At 65.0% G+C, this 15,719-nt stretch carries 13 protein-coding genes; 5 read left to right on the forward strand and 8 right to left on the reverse strand.

Translation table 11 applies throughout. The features are described 5' to 3' along the window. Window positions 1-28: 28 nt before the first annotated feature. The 5 genes from QCE64_RS03770 to QCE64_RS03790 form a co-directional block, all read right to left on the reverse strand. Complete coding sequence (locus QCE64_RS03770) at window positions 29-1,165, reverse strand: porin (protein WP_309914625.1); 1,137 nt, start codon at window positions 1,163-1,165, stop codon at window positions 29-31. A 274-nt stretch (window positions 1,166-1,439) separates the two neighbouring features. Next, window positions 1,440-2,588: a porin gene (locus QCE64_RS03775; RefSeq protein ID WP_309807653.1), complete on the reverse strand. Its 1,149-nt coding sequence runs from the start codon at window positions 2,586-2,588 to the stop codon at window positions 1,440-1,442. A 559-nt stretch (window positions 2,589-3,147) separates the two neighbouring features. Next, the gene (locus tag QCE64_RS03780; RefSeq protein WP_309914630.1) at window positions 3,148-3,927 is read right to left on the reverse strand and encodes an ABC transporter ATP-binding protein; all 780 of its coding nucleotides are present in this window, start codon (window positions 3,925-3,927) and stop codon (window positions 3,148-3,150) included. Between the two features lie 26 nt (window positions 3,928-3,953). Next, on the reverse strand, window positions 3,954-4,667 hold the full coding sequence (locus QCE64_RS03785) for an ABC transporter permease (protein WP_309807656.1): 714 nt from the start codon (window positions 4,665-4,667) through the stop codon (window positions 3,954-3,956). Between the two features lie 35 nt (window positions 4,668-4,702). After that, the gene (locus QCE64_RS03790) at window positions 4,703-5,389 is read right to left on the reverse strand and encodes a histidine ABC transporter permease HisQ (RefSeq protein ID WP_309914633.1); all 687 of its coding nucleotides are present in this window, start codon (window positions 5,387-5,389) and stop codon (window positions 4,703-4,705) included. Between the two features lie 587 nt (window positions 5,390-5,976). Here QCE64_RS03790 and QCE64_RS03795 point away from each other — a divergent pair. After that, window positions 5,977-6,675, forward strand: a complete 699-nt coding sequence (locus tag QCE64_RS03795) for a pirin family protein (protein ID WP_310002717.1) — start codon at window positions 5,977-5,979, stop codon at window positions 6,673-6,675. Window positions 6,676-6,765: 90 nt separating this feature from the next. Here the strand turns inward: QCE64_RS03795 and QCE64_RS03800 are convergent, their stop codons facing one another. Next, entirely contained in the window at window positions 6,766-7,377 is a 612-nt protein-coding gene (locus QCE64_RS03800) for a periplasmic heavy metal sensor (protein ID WP_310002719.1), read from the reverse strand. Window positions 7,378-7,619: 242 nt separating this feature from the next. Here QCE64_RS03800 and QCE64_RS03805 point away from each other — a divergent pair, with 242 nt between their 5' ends. Both QCE64_RS03805 and QCE64_RS03810 read left to right on the forward strand, forming a co-directional pair. Continuing rightward, window positions 7,620-8,342 (forward strand): response regulator, encoded by a 723-nt coding sequence (locus tag QCE64_RS03805; protein WP_310002721.1) that lies wholly within the window; start codon window positions 7,620-7,622, stop codon window positions 8,340-8,342. Beyond that, entirely contained in the window at window positions 8,326-9,666 is a 1,341-nt protein-coding gene (locus QCE64_RS03810; RefSeq protein WP_310002723.1) for an ATP-binding protein, read from the forward strand. The genes QCE64_RS03805 and QCE64_RS03810 overlap by 17 nt, the downstream gene beginning before the upstream one ends. A gap of 39 nt (window positions 9,667-9,705) precedes the next feature. On the opposite strand, the gene QCE64_RS03815 is transcribed toward QCE64_RS03810, so the two are convergent. Both QCE64_RS03815 and QCE64_RS03820 read right to left on the reverse strand, forming a co-directional pair. Next, complete coding sequence (locus QCE64_RS03815) at window positions 9,706-9,969, reverse strand: hypothetical protein (protein WP_309807664.1); 264 nt, start codon at window positions 9,967-9,969, stop codon at window positions 9,706-9,708. 121 nt (window positions 9,970-10,090) lie between these two features. After that, entirely contained in the window at window positions 10,091-11,776 is a 1,686-nt protein-coding gene (locus QCE64_RS03820; RefSeq protein ID WP_309914646.1) for a diguanylate cyclase, read from the reverse strand. Window positions 11,777-12,534: 758 nt separating this feature from the next. Between QCE64_RS03820 and QCE64_RS03825 the strand changes: the two genes are divergently transcribed. After that, window positions 12,535-14,298, forward strand: a complete 1,764-nt coding sequence (locus tag QCE64_RS03825) for an ABC transporter permease subunit (RefSeq protein ID WP_309914649.1) — start codon at window positions 12,535-12,537, stop codon at window positions 14,296-14,298. Window positions 14,299-14,310: 12 nt separating this feature from the next. After that, the gene (locus QCE64_RS03830; RefSeq protein ID WP_404987289.1) at window positions 14,311-15,666 is read left to right on the forward strand and encodes an AAA-associated domain-containing protein; all 1,356 of its coding nucleotides are present in this window, start codon (window positions 14,311-14,313) and stop codon (window positions 15,664-15,666) included. The last annotated feature ends 53 nt before the right edge of the window (window positions 15,667-15,719 follow it).

Genomic DNA, 15,719 nt, shown 5'->3' on the forward strand with positions numbered 1-15,719 from the left:
GGCTTTTTCACATGAGCCGAATGGCCGTTCAGAACGAGTGCTGGATGCCGGCGTATACGCCGGTCTGGCTTTGGCCGGGCAGCGGGTTGTCCGTCGCGGCCGTGTTGCCCACGTTGTTCGCATTCAGGCCGTAGTTCGCGCTGCCGCTGTTCTGCACTGTCGCCACCTGAAAATCCAGCAGGGTGCGCTTGGACAGCTTGTAGGTGCCGCCGACGGAATACAGGGTGGCGTTGCCCGCGCCGTTGTTGCCGTTGACGTGGTACACCGCGGCGATCAGCGCGGCGGCGGGTGTTGCCTGCCAGGTCACGCCGCCCCATTCCTGATCGAGCGCGGAAGGCTGGCCGGGTTGCAAACCGGTCATGCCCGAACTGCGGATGGCCTGGTAGCCGCCCTGAAGCTTGAACGCACCCAGGAACACGTTGAGCAGCGCCGTGTATTCGCGCGAATAAGCGTAGACGCCATTGCCGCCGTTGGCGTAAGCGCCGCCGAGCGAGCCGTTGGCCGGGTTGCGGATCTCGTCGTAGATGCCGCGCACCTGGAAGAGCGGTGCGGTGTAGGTGATCTGCGCGCCGGCTTCACGGCCTTGCGGGCTCGTGCCGTTGCCATTCCAGCTGCTGGCGTTCGAGAAGGCGTACTGGCCGTAGAAGTCGAAGCCCGCGACGTTCGGCGATTGCCAGGAGACGTTGTTGCTCGACTGCGGCCAGTTGCGCCCGCGCACCAGCGACGCCGACGACCATGCCGACTGGCCGAACGGATCGAAGTCCCACAGGCCGTTCGAGATGAACAGCTCGCGCCCGATCCGCAGCGTGCCGTAGCGGTCGTTGCTCAGGCCGACCGTGGCCCAGCGGTTGAAGATGCCGTTGTTGCCCGGGCCCTGGCCGTTCATCGTGTTGAAGCTGCCTTCCAGCTGGAACACGACGTGGTTGCCGTTGCCGACATCCTCGACGCCCTTCAGTCCCCACAGGCTCGTGCCCCAGTCGCCGCTCTCGGCGCGAAAGCGGTGCGAGCTGCCGGTGGCCGCGCCGTTCGGCGCGACGCCGGTGGGCACGCCCGTCATGTACTCGAGGCCGGCGTCCAGGCGTCCATACAACGTGATGCTGCCTTGAGCCTGCGCGAGCGCGCTGAACGTCCATAGCGCCGCCGACGCGAGCAAAGCCTTCTTCATGGTCTCCTCCACTATCCTTGATCGACGGCGATTCGATCGGACGCGACGCGCGCCCGGATGAACCGCCGACTCGAATTTTGGAGGAGAAAAGATGCTATTCGGCAGGATGCTTTTGTCGAATTTTGTCCGGCGGCATGGGACTGTCATGCCGGATGATGCAGACGCGGCGCTCCAATAAAAAACGGTGCGATACCCTTTCGGGCACCGCACCGATACGCGCCTCTCGCAGCAGCGTGAAAACCTGTTGAAGCTCTGTTCTTGTCCGCCTCGTGTTTTAGAACGAGTGCTGGATGCCTGCGTACACGCCGGTCTGGCTGTGGCCCGGGAACGGGTTGTCCGTCGAGGCCGCCGAACCGTAGTTGTTGGCGTTCAGACCGTAGTTGGCGGTCTTGCTGTTCTGCACGGTCGCAACCTGCAGATCGAGCAACGTGCGCTTGGACAGGTTGTACGAACCGCCGACCGTGTAGATGGTCGCGTTGCCCGCGCCGTTGTTGCCGTTCACGTGATACACCGCCGCGATCAGCGCCGCTGCCGGGGTGGCTTGCCACGTCACGCCGCCCCACTCGTGATCGAGTGCGGTCGGCTGGCCGGGCAGCTGGCCGGTCATGCCGGAACTGCGGATCGCCTGATAGGCGCCCTGGACCTTGAACTGGCCGAGGAACACGTTGAACATCGCCGTGTACTCACGCGAATAGCCGTACACGCCGTTGCCGCCGGAGCCGCCGTCGATCGGGTTGTACACGCCGCCGAGCGTACCGTTGGCCGGGTTGCGGATTTCATCGTACATGCCGCGAATCTGGAACAGCGGCGAGGTGTACGTGACATACGCGCCCGCTTCGCGGCCTTGCGGCGTCGTGCCGTTACCGTTCCAGTTGGTGGCGTTCGAGAGCGAGTACTGACCGTAGAAGTCGAAGCCCGCGATTTTCGGCGACTGGTACGAAATGTTGTTGCTCGATTGCGGCCAGTTGCGGCCACGCACCAGCGAAGCGGACGACCAGTTCGACTGGCCGAACGGATCGAAGTCCCACACGCCGTTGGCGATGAAGAGCTCACGACCCAGCAACAGGGTACCGAACTGGTTGTTCGCCATACCGACCGTCGCCCAGCGATTGAAGAGACCGCCGCCGCCCGGGCCCGCGCCCGTCATGGTGTTGAAGCTGCCTTCCAACTGGAACACGGCGCGATAGCCGCCGCCCAGATCTTCGACACCCTTCATGCCCCACAAGCTCGTGCCCCAGTCGCCGCTTTCCGCCTTGAAGCGGTGCGAGCTGCCGGTGGCGGGTGCGCCGGCCGGACCGGTCGGGACACCGTTCATATATTCGAGCCCCGCGTCCAGGCGGCCATACAACGTCACGCTGCTCTGAGCGTGCGCCACCGCGCTGAACGTCAGCAGTGCTGCCGACGCGAGCAAAGCTTTCTTCATCATCTCCTCCAACCCTGTCAAGAAATAGAACCCAAGTGCTGCGGTGTGGTTCGATGCAGGCGCACCCAACCGAAAATTGTTTTTCAGAGGAAGGACACGCGGGCTTGTAGTGCTTGCAGCGATTCGCGCGGGGTGGGCGCGAATCTGACGCCGATTCGTTGATCGGTGTCGTTCCTCAGTTTCTTTTGGACTTTTTGAAGTAAAACTACTTTTTGGGTACTTCGTTTTGGTACTTTCGTTACCAATTTAACAAATTACGTTATGCGCGCCAAAGAAAAATGATGAAGGCCGTTCGTTTGTGTCAAAAACGCAATGGTGATGTGTTATGGCGATGACCCACAGCATGGGAAACACCCCGCAAAGCCTTATGCCGTCAAGGCTTCAGCGCAATGTAAGTTTCGGGGTCAGGTTTGTCTCCTATTGACGCGGGCTTGGCGTGGCGCTAGTTCGAATTGCGACACGAAACGGTCGGACGCGACGGCGCGAAGACGCAAAAAAAGCGCCTCGCGGGCGCTCTTTCTGGAGTGGGTGGTTGCTGCGACGCAGCCGGACAAGCCGCTTACTTGAGGCTGCCCGACAGGAACTGCTTCAGGCGCTCGCTCTTCGGGTTGCCGAAGACGGCATCGGGATGACCTTCTTCCTCGATGCGCCCCTGATGCAGAAACACCACGTGGTTCGAGACATTGCGGGCGAACGCCATCTCATGGGTCACGACGATCATCGTCCGGCCTTCCTCGGCGAGCGTCTGCATCACCTTCAGGACTTCGCCGACCAGTTCCGGATCGAGTGCGGAGGTCGGTTCGTCGAACAGCATGACGTCCGGATGCATCGCGAGCGCGCGGGCGATCGCCACCCGCTGCTGCTGTCCGCCCGACAGATGCGACGGATACTGCTTCTCCAGCCGCGGTGCGAGGCCTACCTTCTCCAGATACATGCGCGCGCGGTCCTCGGCTTCCTTCTTCGGCAGCCCGAGCACGTTGATGGGCGCCTCGGTCACGTTTTCCAGCACGTTCATGTGCGACCACAGGTTGAAGTGCTGGAACACCATCGACAGCTTCGAGCGCATCTGGCGCAGCTGCTTCGGGTCGGCGACCTTGAGCGCGCCGGCCTTGTCCTTCATCGTGCGGACTTCGTCGCCATCGACGAAGATGCGCCCCTGGTTCGGCTGCTCGAGGAAGTTGATACAGCGCAGCATCGTGCTCTTGCCCGAACCCGACGAGCCGATGACGCTGATCACATCGCCGGCCTTCGCCTTGAGGGAGACGCCCTTGAGGACCTCGTTGCTGCCGTACTGCTTGTGGATGTCGTCGACGAAAAGCTTGTGCATCTGGGAGTTCATGAACGGTCCTTGACTGACTCGACTACTTATTTGCCTTGCGGCCGCAAATAAGCGAGCCAGCGATGCTCGGCACGGCGGAACAGCCACACGAGCGCGAACGAAATGCAGAGATAGAGCAGGGCAGCGATGCCGAACGCCTCGAACGACTGATAGGTCGCCGAGTTCACGTCGCGCGCGATCTTGAGGATGTCGGGCACGGTGGCGGTGAACGCCACCGTGGTGGCGTGCAGCATCAGGATCACTTCGTTGCTGTAGTAGGGCAGCGCGCGGCGCAGCGCCGACGGCAGGATCACCCGCCGATACAGCGTGAAGCCCGACATGCCGTAGGCGCGCGCCGCCTCGATCTCGCCGTAGGGCGTCGCCTTGATCGCGCCGGCGAAGATTTCGGTGGTGTACGCGCAAGTGTTCAGCGTGAACGCGAGCAGTGTGCAGTTCATGCCGCTGCGGAAGAATTCGGCGAGCAGCATGTGATCGCGCACGACCTGCAGGCTGTACAGGCCTGTGTAGCACAGCAGTAGCTGCACATACAGCGGCGTGCCGCGGAACACGTAGGTGTAGAGCCAGACGGCGCGCGACAGCAGCTTGTTCTTCGAGACCCGCGCCACCGCGAGCGGCACCGAGAGACAGAAGCCCAGGCCGATGGAAATGACCAGCAGCCACATCGTGATCGCGAGACCGGTGATGCGGTAGCCGTCGGTGAAGAGGTAGTTCTTCCAGTATTCCTGGATGATTTCGATCATGATCCCAGACGCTCGTGATTAGACCAGTACCAGTATTAGAGGTCGGCGCGGCGCACGCCGATGGAATAGCGCCGCTCGAGCCAGATCAGCACCAGATTCGAGATCGTGGTGATCGCGAGATAGATCGCGCCCGCGAGAAGCGTGAAGAAGAAGAACCGCAGCGTGCCCTTGCCCGCGTCCTGCGAGGCCTTGACGACGTCGGCGAGACCGATGATCGACACCAGCGCCGTCGCCTTGACCATCACCTGCCAGTTGTTGCCGATGCCCGGCAGCGCGAAGCGCATCATCTGCGGAAACATGATGCGCGAGAAGGTCTGCCAGGGCGTCATGCCGTAGGCCGCGCCGGCTTCGAGCTGGCCGCGCGGCACCGAGAGGAACGCGCCGCGGAAGGTTTCGGTGAAGTACGCCCCGTAGATGAAGCCGAGCACGAGAATGCCGGCGAGGAACGGGTCGATGTCGATCTGGTCCCAGCCGACCAGGTCGGTCAGCTGGTTCAGCCAGATCTGGATGCTGTAGAACAGCAGGAGCATCAGCACGAGGTCGGGCACGCCGCGGATCAGCGTCGTATAGATCGTGCCGACCCCGGACGCCAGGCGGTTCTTCGACAGTTTCGCCGCCGCGCCGATGAGACCGATCACGAAGGCGAACGCTAGCGACAGCACCGCCAGCTTGACGGTTTGCCAGGTGCCCGCGAGGATCAGCGGACCGTAGCCTTGCAACATGGTGATTCCTTGGTAAGGTGCCTGACGTGCATGCAGTGGGACGAGTCCGCCGCACGACGGTTCGCGCGAGGGCTTCGGACGGCGGCGGCCGTGGATGACGGCGCCGCGCGCATGGCGAATGGTCTCATCTTTCTCCCCGGCCGCCCGCGCCTTGTCCCGCGCGTTGCAGCTGTATTTCCCTGGCCCGCCTTGTTCCGCGCTTTTCGTCTCTCAACGAACAGGCCAGCGGTCGGTATTCTAGATGGTCAAAAATGCGCATTGCCTCGGGTTGCCCTTCTCGCTAACCCTTGCCGGCCAGCAACTCTTGAGCCGCCATCGTTTATCGTTGCGTGAAACGCCCGGGCGCGGTGTCCGGTTCACCTGTCAATTCGCGCCAGAGATGTCCCGCGCCGGGTTGCAAACCCTCGCCACCCCGGAAAAGCGCGGTATTTTACCCGAACCCGGCCCGCGCGCGGCCACGAAGCCGGAAGCGTCCGATTACCTGCATCAGCGGAACGATGTAGTGCCGTTGCACGCGTTGTTCGGCGGGGGCGGCGCCCTTACATTCTCTCCATCGCAAATCAACGCCTTGGGCGGGAGCAAACATCATGTTCGAGATTCGCCGCAGCAACGAACGGGGTCACGCCAACCACGGCTGGCTCGACTCGTATCACAGCTTCTCCTTCGCCGACTACTACGACACGCAGCACATGCACTTCGGCGCACTGCGCGTGATCAACGAAGACCGCGTGGCCGGCGGCCAGGGATTCGGCGCGCATGGTCATCGCGACATGGAGATCATCAGCTATGTGCTGGACGGCGCGCTGGCGCACAAGGACAGCATGGGCAACGGTTCGACCATCCGTCCCGGCGACGTCCAGCGCATGAGCGCCGGGACCGGCGTGCGGCACAGCGAGTTCAACGGCTCGCCGACCGAGACCGCGCACTTCCTGCAGATCTGGATCATTCCGGATGCGCCGGGCGGCGCGCCGGGCTACGAGGAAAAGCGTTTCGCCGATGAGGACAAGCGCGGCCGGCTGCGCGTGATCGCGTCGCCGGAAGGCGAGGACGGCTCGGTGCGCCTCGGGGCGGACGCGCGTATCTTCGCGGGGCTGTTCGACGGCGCCGAGCGCGCGGACTTCGACGTGCCGGCGGGCCGCCGTGTCTACGTGCACGTGGCGCGCGGCGCGGTGACGCTGAACGGCGAGGCGCTCGGCGCAGGCGATGCCGCGATGATCGAGGATATCGAGAAGGTCTCGGTGGAGCAGGGCGAGAACGCGGAAGTGCTGCTGTTCGATCTCGCGTAAGTCGGGCTCCGTTCATCTCGAAAAAAAGGCCGCGGAGCGTGATGCTCCGCGGCCTTTCTGCTTCAGGACTTCAGCACTTCGGGAACACGCTTACTGCGCCGCAGGAGCCGATGCGCCGGGCGCCGCGCCCGGCGTGGGACGTGCGCCGTCCGCGCGTTCGCGGTTCTTGTTCCAGCGCTCATGCATGCGCTGCTCGTGCGCGTGCATCCGGGCGAAATGCTTCTTGAGCGCCGTGCTGACGGTGGTCTTCTGCTGGTCGTTCAGCGCGTTGTAGAAGTTCAGCCACGTGGCGGCGGTCTGCTCGCGCAGCTGCGCATTCTGTTCATCCACCTTCTGATGCGCGGCGTGCATGGCGTTCAGGTCGAGGATCGGCTGGTTTTCCATCGACTTGAACTGCTCGCCCATCTGCTTGAAGTTCGCACGCATCGCCTGATGGTTCTGCTTCATCGTGGTGAGCGCCGTTTGCCAGAGCTTCTCCTGGTCCGCGTTCAGCTTCAGCTGGCCGTGCAGTTCATCCAGCTGCTTCTGCATGCGCTGTTCCATGTGATGCCCGCCATGACCGCCGGGGCCGCCAGGGCCGCCCATCATCGCCGCGCCGGCCGGAGGCGGCGGGGGCGCGTCAGTCGTGGCGGCATGCGCGGCGCCGAACGTCAGCGCGATGGCTGCTGCTGCTGCGGTCAGAATGCGATATTGCTTGCTCATCTCGATACTCCCTGGATTGTTTTGAAGCCGAGGCAGCAATGCCTGCATGACACGTCGGTCAGCGGTTGCGGCGTTGCCCTTGTCGGTGAGACACAGCGTAGGGGTTGATGGCGCGGGCCGTGTTACGGCAAGGTTCAGGCTTGTTACGCAGGTTTACGCCCTGCTTTCGTGGTAACACCCCGTAACCCTTATGGCGTGCCTGTCATCGATGGCCGCCTGACTCACGCGCTAAACTTCGAGCCATGACTACGCAAATACTTGTCGTCGACGACGACGCCGAACTGCGCGACCTTCTGCGCGACTATCTGGTCCGGCAGGGCATCGAGGTATCGGTGCTGCATGATGCCGGTGGCCTCGAACGCCGTATTGAACGCGAGCGGCCCGACCTGATCGTGCTCGACCTGATGATGCCGGGCGTCGACGGCCTGACCGCGCTCAAGTCACTGCGCGCGTCCGGCGACGACATCCCGGTCATCATGCTGACCGCGCGCGCCGACGACGTGGACCGCATCGTCGGTCTGGAACTCGGCGCGGACGATTACCTCGGCAAGCCGTTCAATCCACGCGAACTGCTCGCGCGCGTGCAGGCGGTGCTGCGCCGCCGCCGCACGGTGCCCTCCGCGGCGCCGGAGCAGCGCGAGCCGTATTCGTTCGGCCGCTTCAAACTGGACTTCCAGTCGCGTACGCTGCAGCAGGACGACAAGCCGCTCACGCTGTCCGGCAGCGAATACGCGCTGCTCAAGATCTTCGTCAACAACCCGATGCGCACGCTCACCCGCGAGCGCCTGCTCGAACTGCTGCACGGACCGGAATACGACGGCACCGACCGCGGCATCGACGTGCAGGTGTGGCGCCTGCGGCGCATCCTCGAAACCGATCCGTCGGCGCCGCGCTTCATCCAGACGGTGCGCGGACGCGGCTACGTGTTCGTGCCCGACGGCGAGCAAAATGCGCAGGGCAATTGACACGCTGTTCGGACGGCTGGTCGTCATCGTCATCGGCATGCTGGTGTTGTCGCATGTCGCGTGGTTCGCGATCATCCGCTTCGAGCGCGACAACGTGCAGACGCGCTTCGCGGTCGAGGAAGCCGTGTTTCTCGTCGAGGCGGTGCGTCAGCACATCACCAACACGCCGGACCAGCCGCTGCCGCCGCGCGTGCGCGTGGTCCCGCTGGGCAATGCCGAAGTGCCGAGGCCGCCCGATGAAGACCTGCCGCCGCCTTTGCAGCGCTTCATCGAGGATCTGAGAGACCGTCTGCCGGAGGGCACCGAAGTGCGCCTGAACGAGCCCGGCGGGCCGCCGAGCGTCTGGGTACACGGCGCCAAGGATGCCGGCTGGATCGTCGTGCCGGTGCAGCCGCTGCGGCCGCCGCGCTCGCGCGACCGCATGGTCGTGTGGCTCCTGATCATTTTCTCGGCGGCGGTGCTCGCGGCCTTGTTCGGCGCATGGCAGCTGCAGCATCCGCTGCGTGGACTGGCGCAGGCCGTGCAGCGTTTCGGCCGGGGCCAGCCGACGCCGGTCGTGCCCGAGCGCGGGCCGCGTGAACTGCGCCAGCTGACGCACGGCTTCAACCAGATGGTGCGCGAGGTGTCGCAGGCCGAAAACGACCGCGCGGTGATGCTGGCAGGCGTCGCGCACGATCTCAAGACGCCGCTTGCGCGCCTGCGTCTGCGTGCCGAGATGATGGACGACGAGAAGATGCGCGACGGCGTGGTGCGCGACGTGGATTCCATGGCGCATATCGTCGACCAGTTCCTGGTGTTCGCGCACGACCGTCCGGACGGCAGCGAGCCGGTTCCGGTGGACCAGCAGTGCGAGCGCATCGTGCGGGCGTACCGCGCGGTCTCCCCGGGCGCCGAGCCGGTGCAACTGAGTCTGGAGGCGGGTCCGACCTTCGCGCTGCCGGCGGCCACGCTCGACCGGCTGCTGTCGAACCTGCTCGACAACGCTCATGCCTACGGCGCGCCGCCGGTCGTCATCGGGACGCAGCGCGGCGCGCGCGGCTGGATTCTGCAGGTCAAGGATCACGGCAAGGGCATTGCGCCCGACGATCTCATCAATGCCAGCCGGCCGTTCGTGCGGCTCGATCCGGCGCGCGGCGGCAGCGGCCATAGCGGGCTGGGACTGGCGATCGTCGAGCGGCTGGTGCGGCGCGCGGGCGGCGAATGTGAAGTCGCCAATTGCGCGGAAGGCGGCTTGCAAGTCCGGATAACGTTCCCGTTCGATCTTGCGACCCTGCCGGCCGACGAGCGCCGCACGGGTTCGCAACCGGAAGAGCGCGTGCTGTAGAAAGCGGCGGGTGCGGCGTGAGGGTCGCGCCGGCGGCGCTCAGTCGAACAGCGTTTCGAGCGCCGAGGCCGCCTCGCTGTCCACCGTGTTATAGGTCACCGTGGACGCCTCGAAGATGTAGTGCGTCGTGTACTTGCCGAGCCGCGACAGGATCTCGTCCTGGATCGCTTCCGGGGCGAGGTCGATCTTCAGGAACCAGGCCGTCGACGAGAGCCGCGTCTGATACGAACCGTATTCGGCGAGCAGGTGGTCGAACGTTTCCGCGTCCTGATCCCGGCACACGATCACCAGATTTCCCTTCATGCAATCCTCCGATTGAGGCCAGCGTCATTCGATATCGAATGACGATGATACCTGCGCGCTGCCCGGGCGTCGCGCCGGGCGCATGACCGTGCCATGACCGGACATTACCGCGGCGCGCGGCTCACTTGCCCGCGAGCGAGTCTTCGGGATGGCGGGCGGGCGGCGCGGCGTCGGCGGGCCGCACTTCACTGCGGTCGCGGCCACGCGACTTGGCCTCGTAGAGCGCCAGGTCGGCGCGGGAGAGAATCCATTCGAGCGCGTCGTCGGGCGCCAGTTCGGTGATGCCGATGGACACCGACAGCACCGCGTCGTCCGGCAAGTGGGCGCAATGCTCGTGATGGAAGCGCTTGCGCAGCCGTTCGAGCACGGCCTGGGCGTCGGCCAGCGCGGTCTGCGGCAGCAGGATGCCGAATTCCTCGCCGCCCAGACGTCCGATTGCGTCGCTCGGCCGCAGCTGGGTCCGGCATACCTCGACGAAATGCTCGAGCGCCCGGTCGCCGGACGCATGGCCGAAGCGGTCGTTGATCTGCTTGAAGTGATCCAGATCCGCGATTGCCACCGAGAGCGGCGTGCCGACCGAACGCGCCAGTTCCACTTCGTGCCGCAGCGTGTCGAGGAAGTAGCGCCGCGACAGCGCGCCGGTGAGCGCGTCGTGCCGCGCTTCAGCGGAGAGCAGGGTATTGGCGGCCTGCAACTGCTCGGCGAGATCGCGCGTGGCGCGGTGCAGGCGGCGCTCGCGCGAGTACGACGTGGCGATCACGATGGCGAGCGTCACCACGCCGAGCATCGTCAGGAAGACGAGAAAGCGGTCGCGGCTGTGATTGCGGCTGATTTCCGGCCAGCTCGTCAGCGGATGCACGATATGCGCCGAAAGTCCGGAGTTCAGGCCGGTGCGCTCGTCGTACAGCGAGGGCACGTTGCTGCCGTTGGCGGCATAGAAGGTCTCTGCGAGCGCGGGCGCGAGCCAGTGTTCGGAGGTGCGCATCTGCTCGCCGACGTGTGTCAGGCGCAGTTCGGCAAAGGCGTCGCGCCGGTAATGCTCGATCCGCTCGCGCGCGGTCATGCGGCTGACGGGCGCCTGGGGCATGGCTTCGTATTCGAGCCGGCCGTCGTGCGCCATCACGATGACGCCGTTTTCGTCGGTGACGAAGGTGCCCGCGCGCGACACCCAGTGGCGCAACCGGTCGATGCTCACCTTCGCGATCACCGCGCCGACCAGGATGCCGTCCTGATAGGACGGCGCCGCGATGAAGATGCCCGGCTCGCCGGACAGCCGGCCCACGCCGTACATCTCGACGAAGCCGCCGAGCAGCGCCCGCGCGACATAGCCGCGCGCGCTCATGTCGAAGCCGATGAAGCTGTTCTCGTCGCCGGCATTGCTGGAGGCGATGCAGTAGCCGTGTTCGTTGACGAGCCAGATCGTATCGAGTCCGGAGAAGCCCTGGGCGTCGTGCAGGAACAGATTGACCTTCTCGAGCCCGGGACGCGCGGCCCATTTGTTGCGCCGCTCGAGTTCCGTCTCGCCCGGGTTCGAGGCATAATTCCGCGACTCCGCCAGGGCGCGCTGGGTCAGGTCCATTTGGGCGAGCGTCGCGGGAATGGCGCGCGACAGCGCGAGATCGCTCGCGATGATCTGCGCCATGTTGTCGACGATCGACGCCGCCATGTTGCGCTCGGTGCGCACTGTCGACGTCATCTCCTGCTGTACCATGCGGTCCGACAGCAAGCCCGCGGCAATCCAGCATGCGAACGCCAGCACGGCCAGGCCGAGCGTCGCGATCACACGGTGCAGGATGAGCTTGTTCATCGAAGTGGTGCGCAAGGGTGGTTCACGCGGCCTGCATGCGTGGCGCGCCGCCCGGCCGATGCGTATCCGCCAGCCTGGAGTGCGTGCGTCCTGCAAACCGGGCGCGCGGCTTGCAAGGCGCCTCGTTCGCAGCAGCGTGAATCAGGCTCACGCCGTGACGGCGGGCAGGGGACAGGCGGGCTTTCGGCTCGGATCGGGCGTCTCGCATCGCATCGGCGCTCATTTTATTCTTTGTAACCAGCCCAGATTGGACGATGTTTTTTGCCGCCTATCAAGCGCCTCGTGACGGTCTGCGACGTGCGCCCAACACAGGCATCGCGCAGGGGTTCGCCCACTTGACCACGCCGCTCTCCGCGTGGTCCGGCGCGCCGCTCGCCGCACTGCCCGGCCGGGACGGATTGCAGCCCGTCTGAAAGGAAGCAAAAGCACGCGGGAGGCGTTCACGGAACGCCCGCCGACCCCATCATTGTGCCCTTGCCGCGCCGAAGAGCAACAGAAACATCGCATGAATGACGGGTGCGGGCGTGGTTACGGTTGTGTGTGTCATGTTGCTTGGTGTAGTGTCGCTCGGTTCGGCTCGGGCGATCCTTGCAACGATGGGCAGCGCGCAGGGCGTTGATGTCGTCCATTTCGCCGCGGCGTGCGTTGAGCATGGGACTGCCGGCAACCGCTTCGCCTGCAGAACGATCGATGGGCCGTCTCAAGTACTATCCCGCGCCTCGCGCGGTCGCATCACAGCCTTACGGGGAGGGCCTTGCATGGAATTTGGTTTCAATCTGAAGCGCACGGCGAATGCATCGGCCTGGCGGATCCTGCCCAACCGCTGGGATTTCGTCGCCTTCCCGATGATCATCTGCCTGATCGCGCTGGCCGCCGTCGGCTTTCACGAAACCCTGGCGCCGATCTCGACGCTGCAATCGCAGGCCATTTCGCTCGATCCCGCGAATCTCCCCGAATACGCGCTGCGCACGACCCTGCGCATGCTGATCGCGATGGTCGCCTCGCTCATCTTCACGCTGGTCTACGGCACGCTCGCGGCCAAGAGCCGGCGCGCGTCCATCGTGCTGGTGCCGATCCTCGACATTCTCCAGTCGGTGCCCGTGCTGGGCTACATCTCGTTTACGGTCACCTTCTTTCTCGCGCTGTTCCCCGGGCGCGTGATCGGCGCCGAATGCGCGGCGATCTTCGCCATCTTCACGAGCCAGGCGTGGAACATGACCTTCAGCTTCTACCAGTCGCTGCGCACGGTGCCGCGCGATCTGGACGAAGTCTCGCGCGGCTTCCATCTCACCAACTGGCAGCGCTTCTGGAAGCTCGAAGTGCCGTTCTCGATGCCCGGCCTCATCTGGAACATGATGATGTCGATGTCGGGCGGCTGGTTCTTCGTGGTGGCGTCGGAGGCGATTACCGTCGGCAACCGGACGATCGTGCTGCCGGGCATCGGCGCCTATCTGGCGGCGGCCATCGGCGAGCGCAATCTCGCCGCCATCGGCTGGGTCATCCTCGCGATGACGGTCGTGATCCTTGCCTATGATCAGCTGATGTTCCGCCCGCTGGTGGCATGGGCCGACAAGTTCCGCATGGAGAACACCAGTTCCGGCGACGAGCCCAGTTCCTGGCTGCTCGACCTGATCCGCCGCACGCGCCTGATCCACCGTCTGCTCGTGCCGGCAGGCTGGATTCTCGCCAAGGTCGCCCGGGTGCCGATCAAGCTGCCGTCGCTGCAGGGCGCGCTCGAGAACGTCGGGCTGCCGCTGCGCGCGAAGGTGCCGTCCACGCGCACGGGCGACATCGCATGGGGCGCGGCGGTGCTGCTGATCACCGTGTTCGTCGTGTGGAAGGTGGTGTCGTTCGTCTCGACGGGCGTCACCTGGGGCGAAGTGGGCCACGTGTTCGTGCTCGGCTTCATCACGCTGCTGCGTGTGGTCGTGCTGATCGCGCTGGCGTCGGTGGTGTGGGTGCCTATCGGCGTATTGATCGGACTGCGTCCAGCGCTCGCCGAAAAGGTCCAGCCGCTCGCGCAGTTCCTCGCGGCGTTCCCGGCCAACCTGCTGTTCCCGGTGTTCGTCGTCGTGATCGTGCGCTGGCACCTGAACCCGGACATCTGGCTGTCGCCGCTGATCGTGCTCGGCACGCAGTGGTATATCCTCTTCAACGTGGTCGCGGGGGCGTCGTCCTATCCGAACGACTATCGCGAAGCCGCGACCAACTTTCAGATTCGCGGCTGGCAGTGGTGGAAGAAGTGCATGCTGCCGGGCATCTTCCCGTACTACATCACCGGCGCGATCACCGCGTCGGGCGGCGCGTGGAACGCGAGCATCGTCGCGGAAGCGGTGTCGTGGGGCAAGACCGAGGTCGTTGCGCACGGCCTGGGTGCCTATATCGCACAGACCACCGCCGCCGGCGACTACCCGAAGATCATTCTCGGCATCGCCGTGATGTCGCTGTTCGTCACGCTGTTCAACCGCCTGTTGTGGCGCCCGCTATACGCCTACGCCGAAGCACGGCTCCGGCTGGATTAAGGACGACTTCCGATGCAGAACCCAAAAAACCCGCAGACGTCCGCTGCACCGGGCTTCCAGCGCCCGCAAGGCACGCCGCCGCGGCTCGGCGCGGAAATCATGCGCGTGCAGAACGTCAGCCGCGGCTTCAACAAGACCCAGGGCGAGCTCCTGGTGCTCGACGATGCGAACCTCGCGCTGCGGGAGGGCGAGATCGTCGGGCTGCTCGGGCGCTCGGGCTCCGGCAAGTCCACGCTGTTGCGCATCATCGCCGGGCTGATCGAGCCGACGGCCGGCGAAGTCACCTATCTGAACGAGCCGTTGCGCGGTCCGGCGAAGGGCGTTGCGATGGTGTTCCAGACCTTCGCGCTGTTCCCGTGGCTGACCGTGCTGCAGAACGTGGAAGCGGGGCTGGAGGCGCAGGGCGTCGGCGCGCGCGAGCGGCGCGAGCGCGCACTGGCCGCGATCGATCTGATCGGTCTCGACGGCTTCGAGAACGCTTATCCGCGCGAGTTGTCGGGCGGCATGCGGCAGCGGGTCGGCTTCGCGCGGGCGCTGGTCGTCGACCCGACCTTGCTGCTGATGGACGAGCCGTTCTCCGCGCTCGACGTGCTCACCGCCGAGAACCTGCGTACCGACCTGCTGGACCTGTGGACGCAGGGCCGCATGCCGATCAAGTCGGTGCTGATCGTCACGCACAACATCGAGGAAGCGGTGTTCATGTGCGACCGGATCCTGGTGCTGTCCTCGAATCCGGGGCGCGTGATGGCCGAGATCAAGGTGCCGTTCAAGCATCCGCGTAACCGGCTGGATCCGGCGTTCCGGCGGCTCGTCGACGACATCTACGCGAAGATGACCGCGCGGCCGATGGACGAGGCGAAGAAGAAGGGGCTGGAGCTGGGCACCTGGCTGCCGTCGGTGTCGACCAACCTGATGGCGGGTCTCATCGAAACGCTCGCGGCCGCGCCGTATCACGGCCGCGCGGACATGCCGGAGATCGCGCGTACGCTGCATCTGGAAGTGGACGACCTGTTCCCGGTCGCGGAAGTGCTGCAGCATCTGGGGTTCGCGGACGTCCGCGAGGGCGATATTTTCCTGACGCCGCAGGCGCGCGTGTTCGCGGAATTCGGCACGCAGGAGCGCAAGATGATGTTTGCCGAGCATCTGCTGCGGCACGTGCCGCTGGCGGCGCGGATCAAGAAGGTGCTGAATGAGCGGCCGGGGCACCGGGCGCCGCGCGTGCGCTTCGAGCAGGAACTGGAGGACTTCCTCTCCGACAAGGCCGCGCAGGAATCGCTCGATGCGGTGATCGACTGGGGACGTTACGGCGAAATCTTCTCGTACAACGACCAGACCGAGATGCTGAGTCTGGAAGACGTGGAAGCCTGAACGTCTTGCTGCGCAGTGCGCGCGGCTCAGGATAAGAAAGCGCGGCGCGCCGG

The organism is Caballeronia sp. LZ043 (assembly GCF_031451075.1).
In the GTDB taxonomy this organism is placed as follows: Bacteria; Pseudomonadota; Gammaproteobacteria; order Burkholderiales; family Burkholderiaceae; genus Caballeronia.

Bases quoted from the DNA above. Each gene is read 5' to 3' on its own strand.
- QCE64_RS03770 (WP_309914625.1), bottom strand. From the start codon at position 1,165: ATGAAGAAGGCTTTGCTCGCGTCGGCGGCGCTATGGACGTTCAGCGCG.
- QCE64_RS03775 (WP_309807653.1), bottom strand. From the start codon at position 2,588: ATGAAGAAAGCTTTGCTCGCGTCGGCAGCACTGCTGACGTTCAGCGCG.
- QCE64_RS03780 (WP_309914630.1), bottom strand. From the start codon at position 3,927: ATGAACTCCCAGATGCACAAGCTTTTCGTCGACGACATCCACAAGCAG.
- QCE64_RS03785 (WP_309807656.1), bottom strand. From the start codon at position 4,667: ATGATCGAAATCATCCAGGAATACTGGAAGAACTACCTCTTCACCGAC.
- QCE64_RS03790 (WP_309914633.1), bottom strand. From the start codon at position 5,389: ATGTTGCAAGGCTACGGTCCGCTGATCCTCGCGGGCACCTGGCAAACC.
- QCE64_RS03795 (WP_310002717.1), top strand. From the start codon at position 5,977: ATGTTCGAGATTCGCCGCAGCAACGAACGGGGTCACGCCAACCACGGC.
- QCE64_RS03800 (WP_310002719.1), bottom strand. From the start codon at position 7,377: ATGAGCAAGCAATATCGCATTCTGACCGCAGCAGCAGCAGCCATCGCG.
- QCE64_RS03805 (WP_310002721.1), top strand. From the start codon at position 7,620: ATGACTACGCAAATACTTGTCGTCGACGACGACGCCGAACTGCGCGAC.
- QCE64_RS03810 (WP_310002723.1), top strand. From the start codon at position 8,326: ATGCGCAGGGCAATTGACACGCTGTTCGGACGGCTGGTCGTCATCGTC.
- QCE64_RS03815 (WP_309807664.1), bottom strand. From the start codon at position 9,969: ATGAAGGGAAATCTGGTGATCGTGTGCCGGGATCAGGACGCGGAAACG.
- QCE64_RS03820 (WP_309914646.1), bottom strand. From the start codon at position 11,776: ATGAACAAGCTCATCCTGCACCGTGTGATCGCGACGCTCGGCCTGGCC.
- QCE64_RS03825 (WP_309914649.1), top strand. From the start codon at position 12,535: ATGGAATTTGGTTTCAATCTGAAGCGCACGGCGAATGCATCGGCCTGG.
- QCE64_RS03830 (WP_404987289.1), top strand. From the start codon at position 14,311: ATGCAGAACCCAAAAAACCCGCAGACGTCCGCTGCACCGGGCTTCCAG.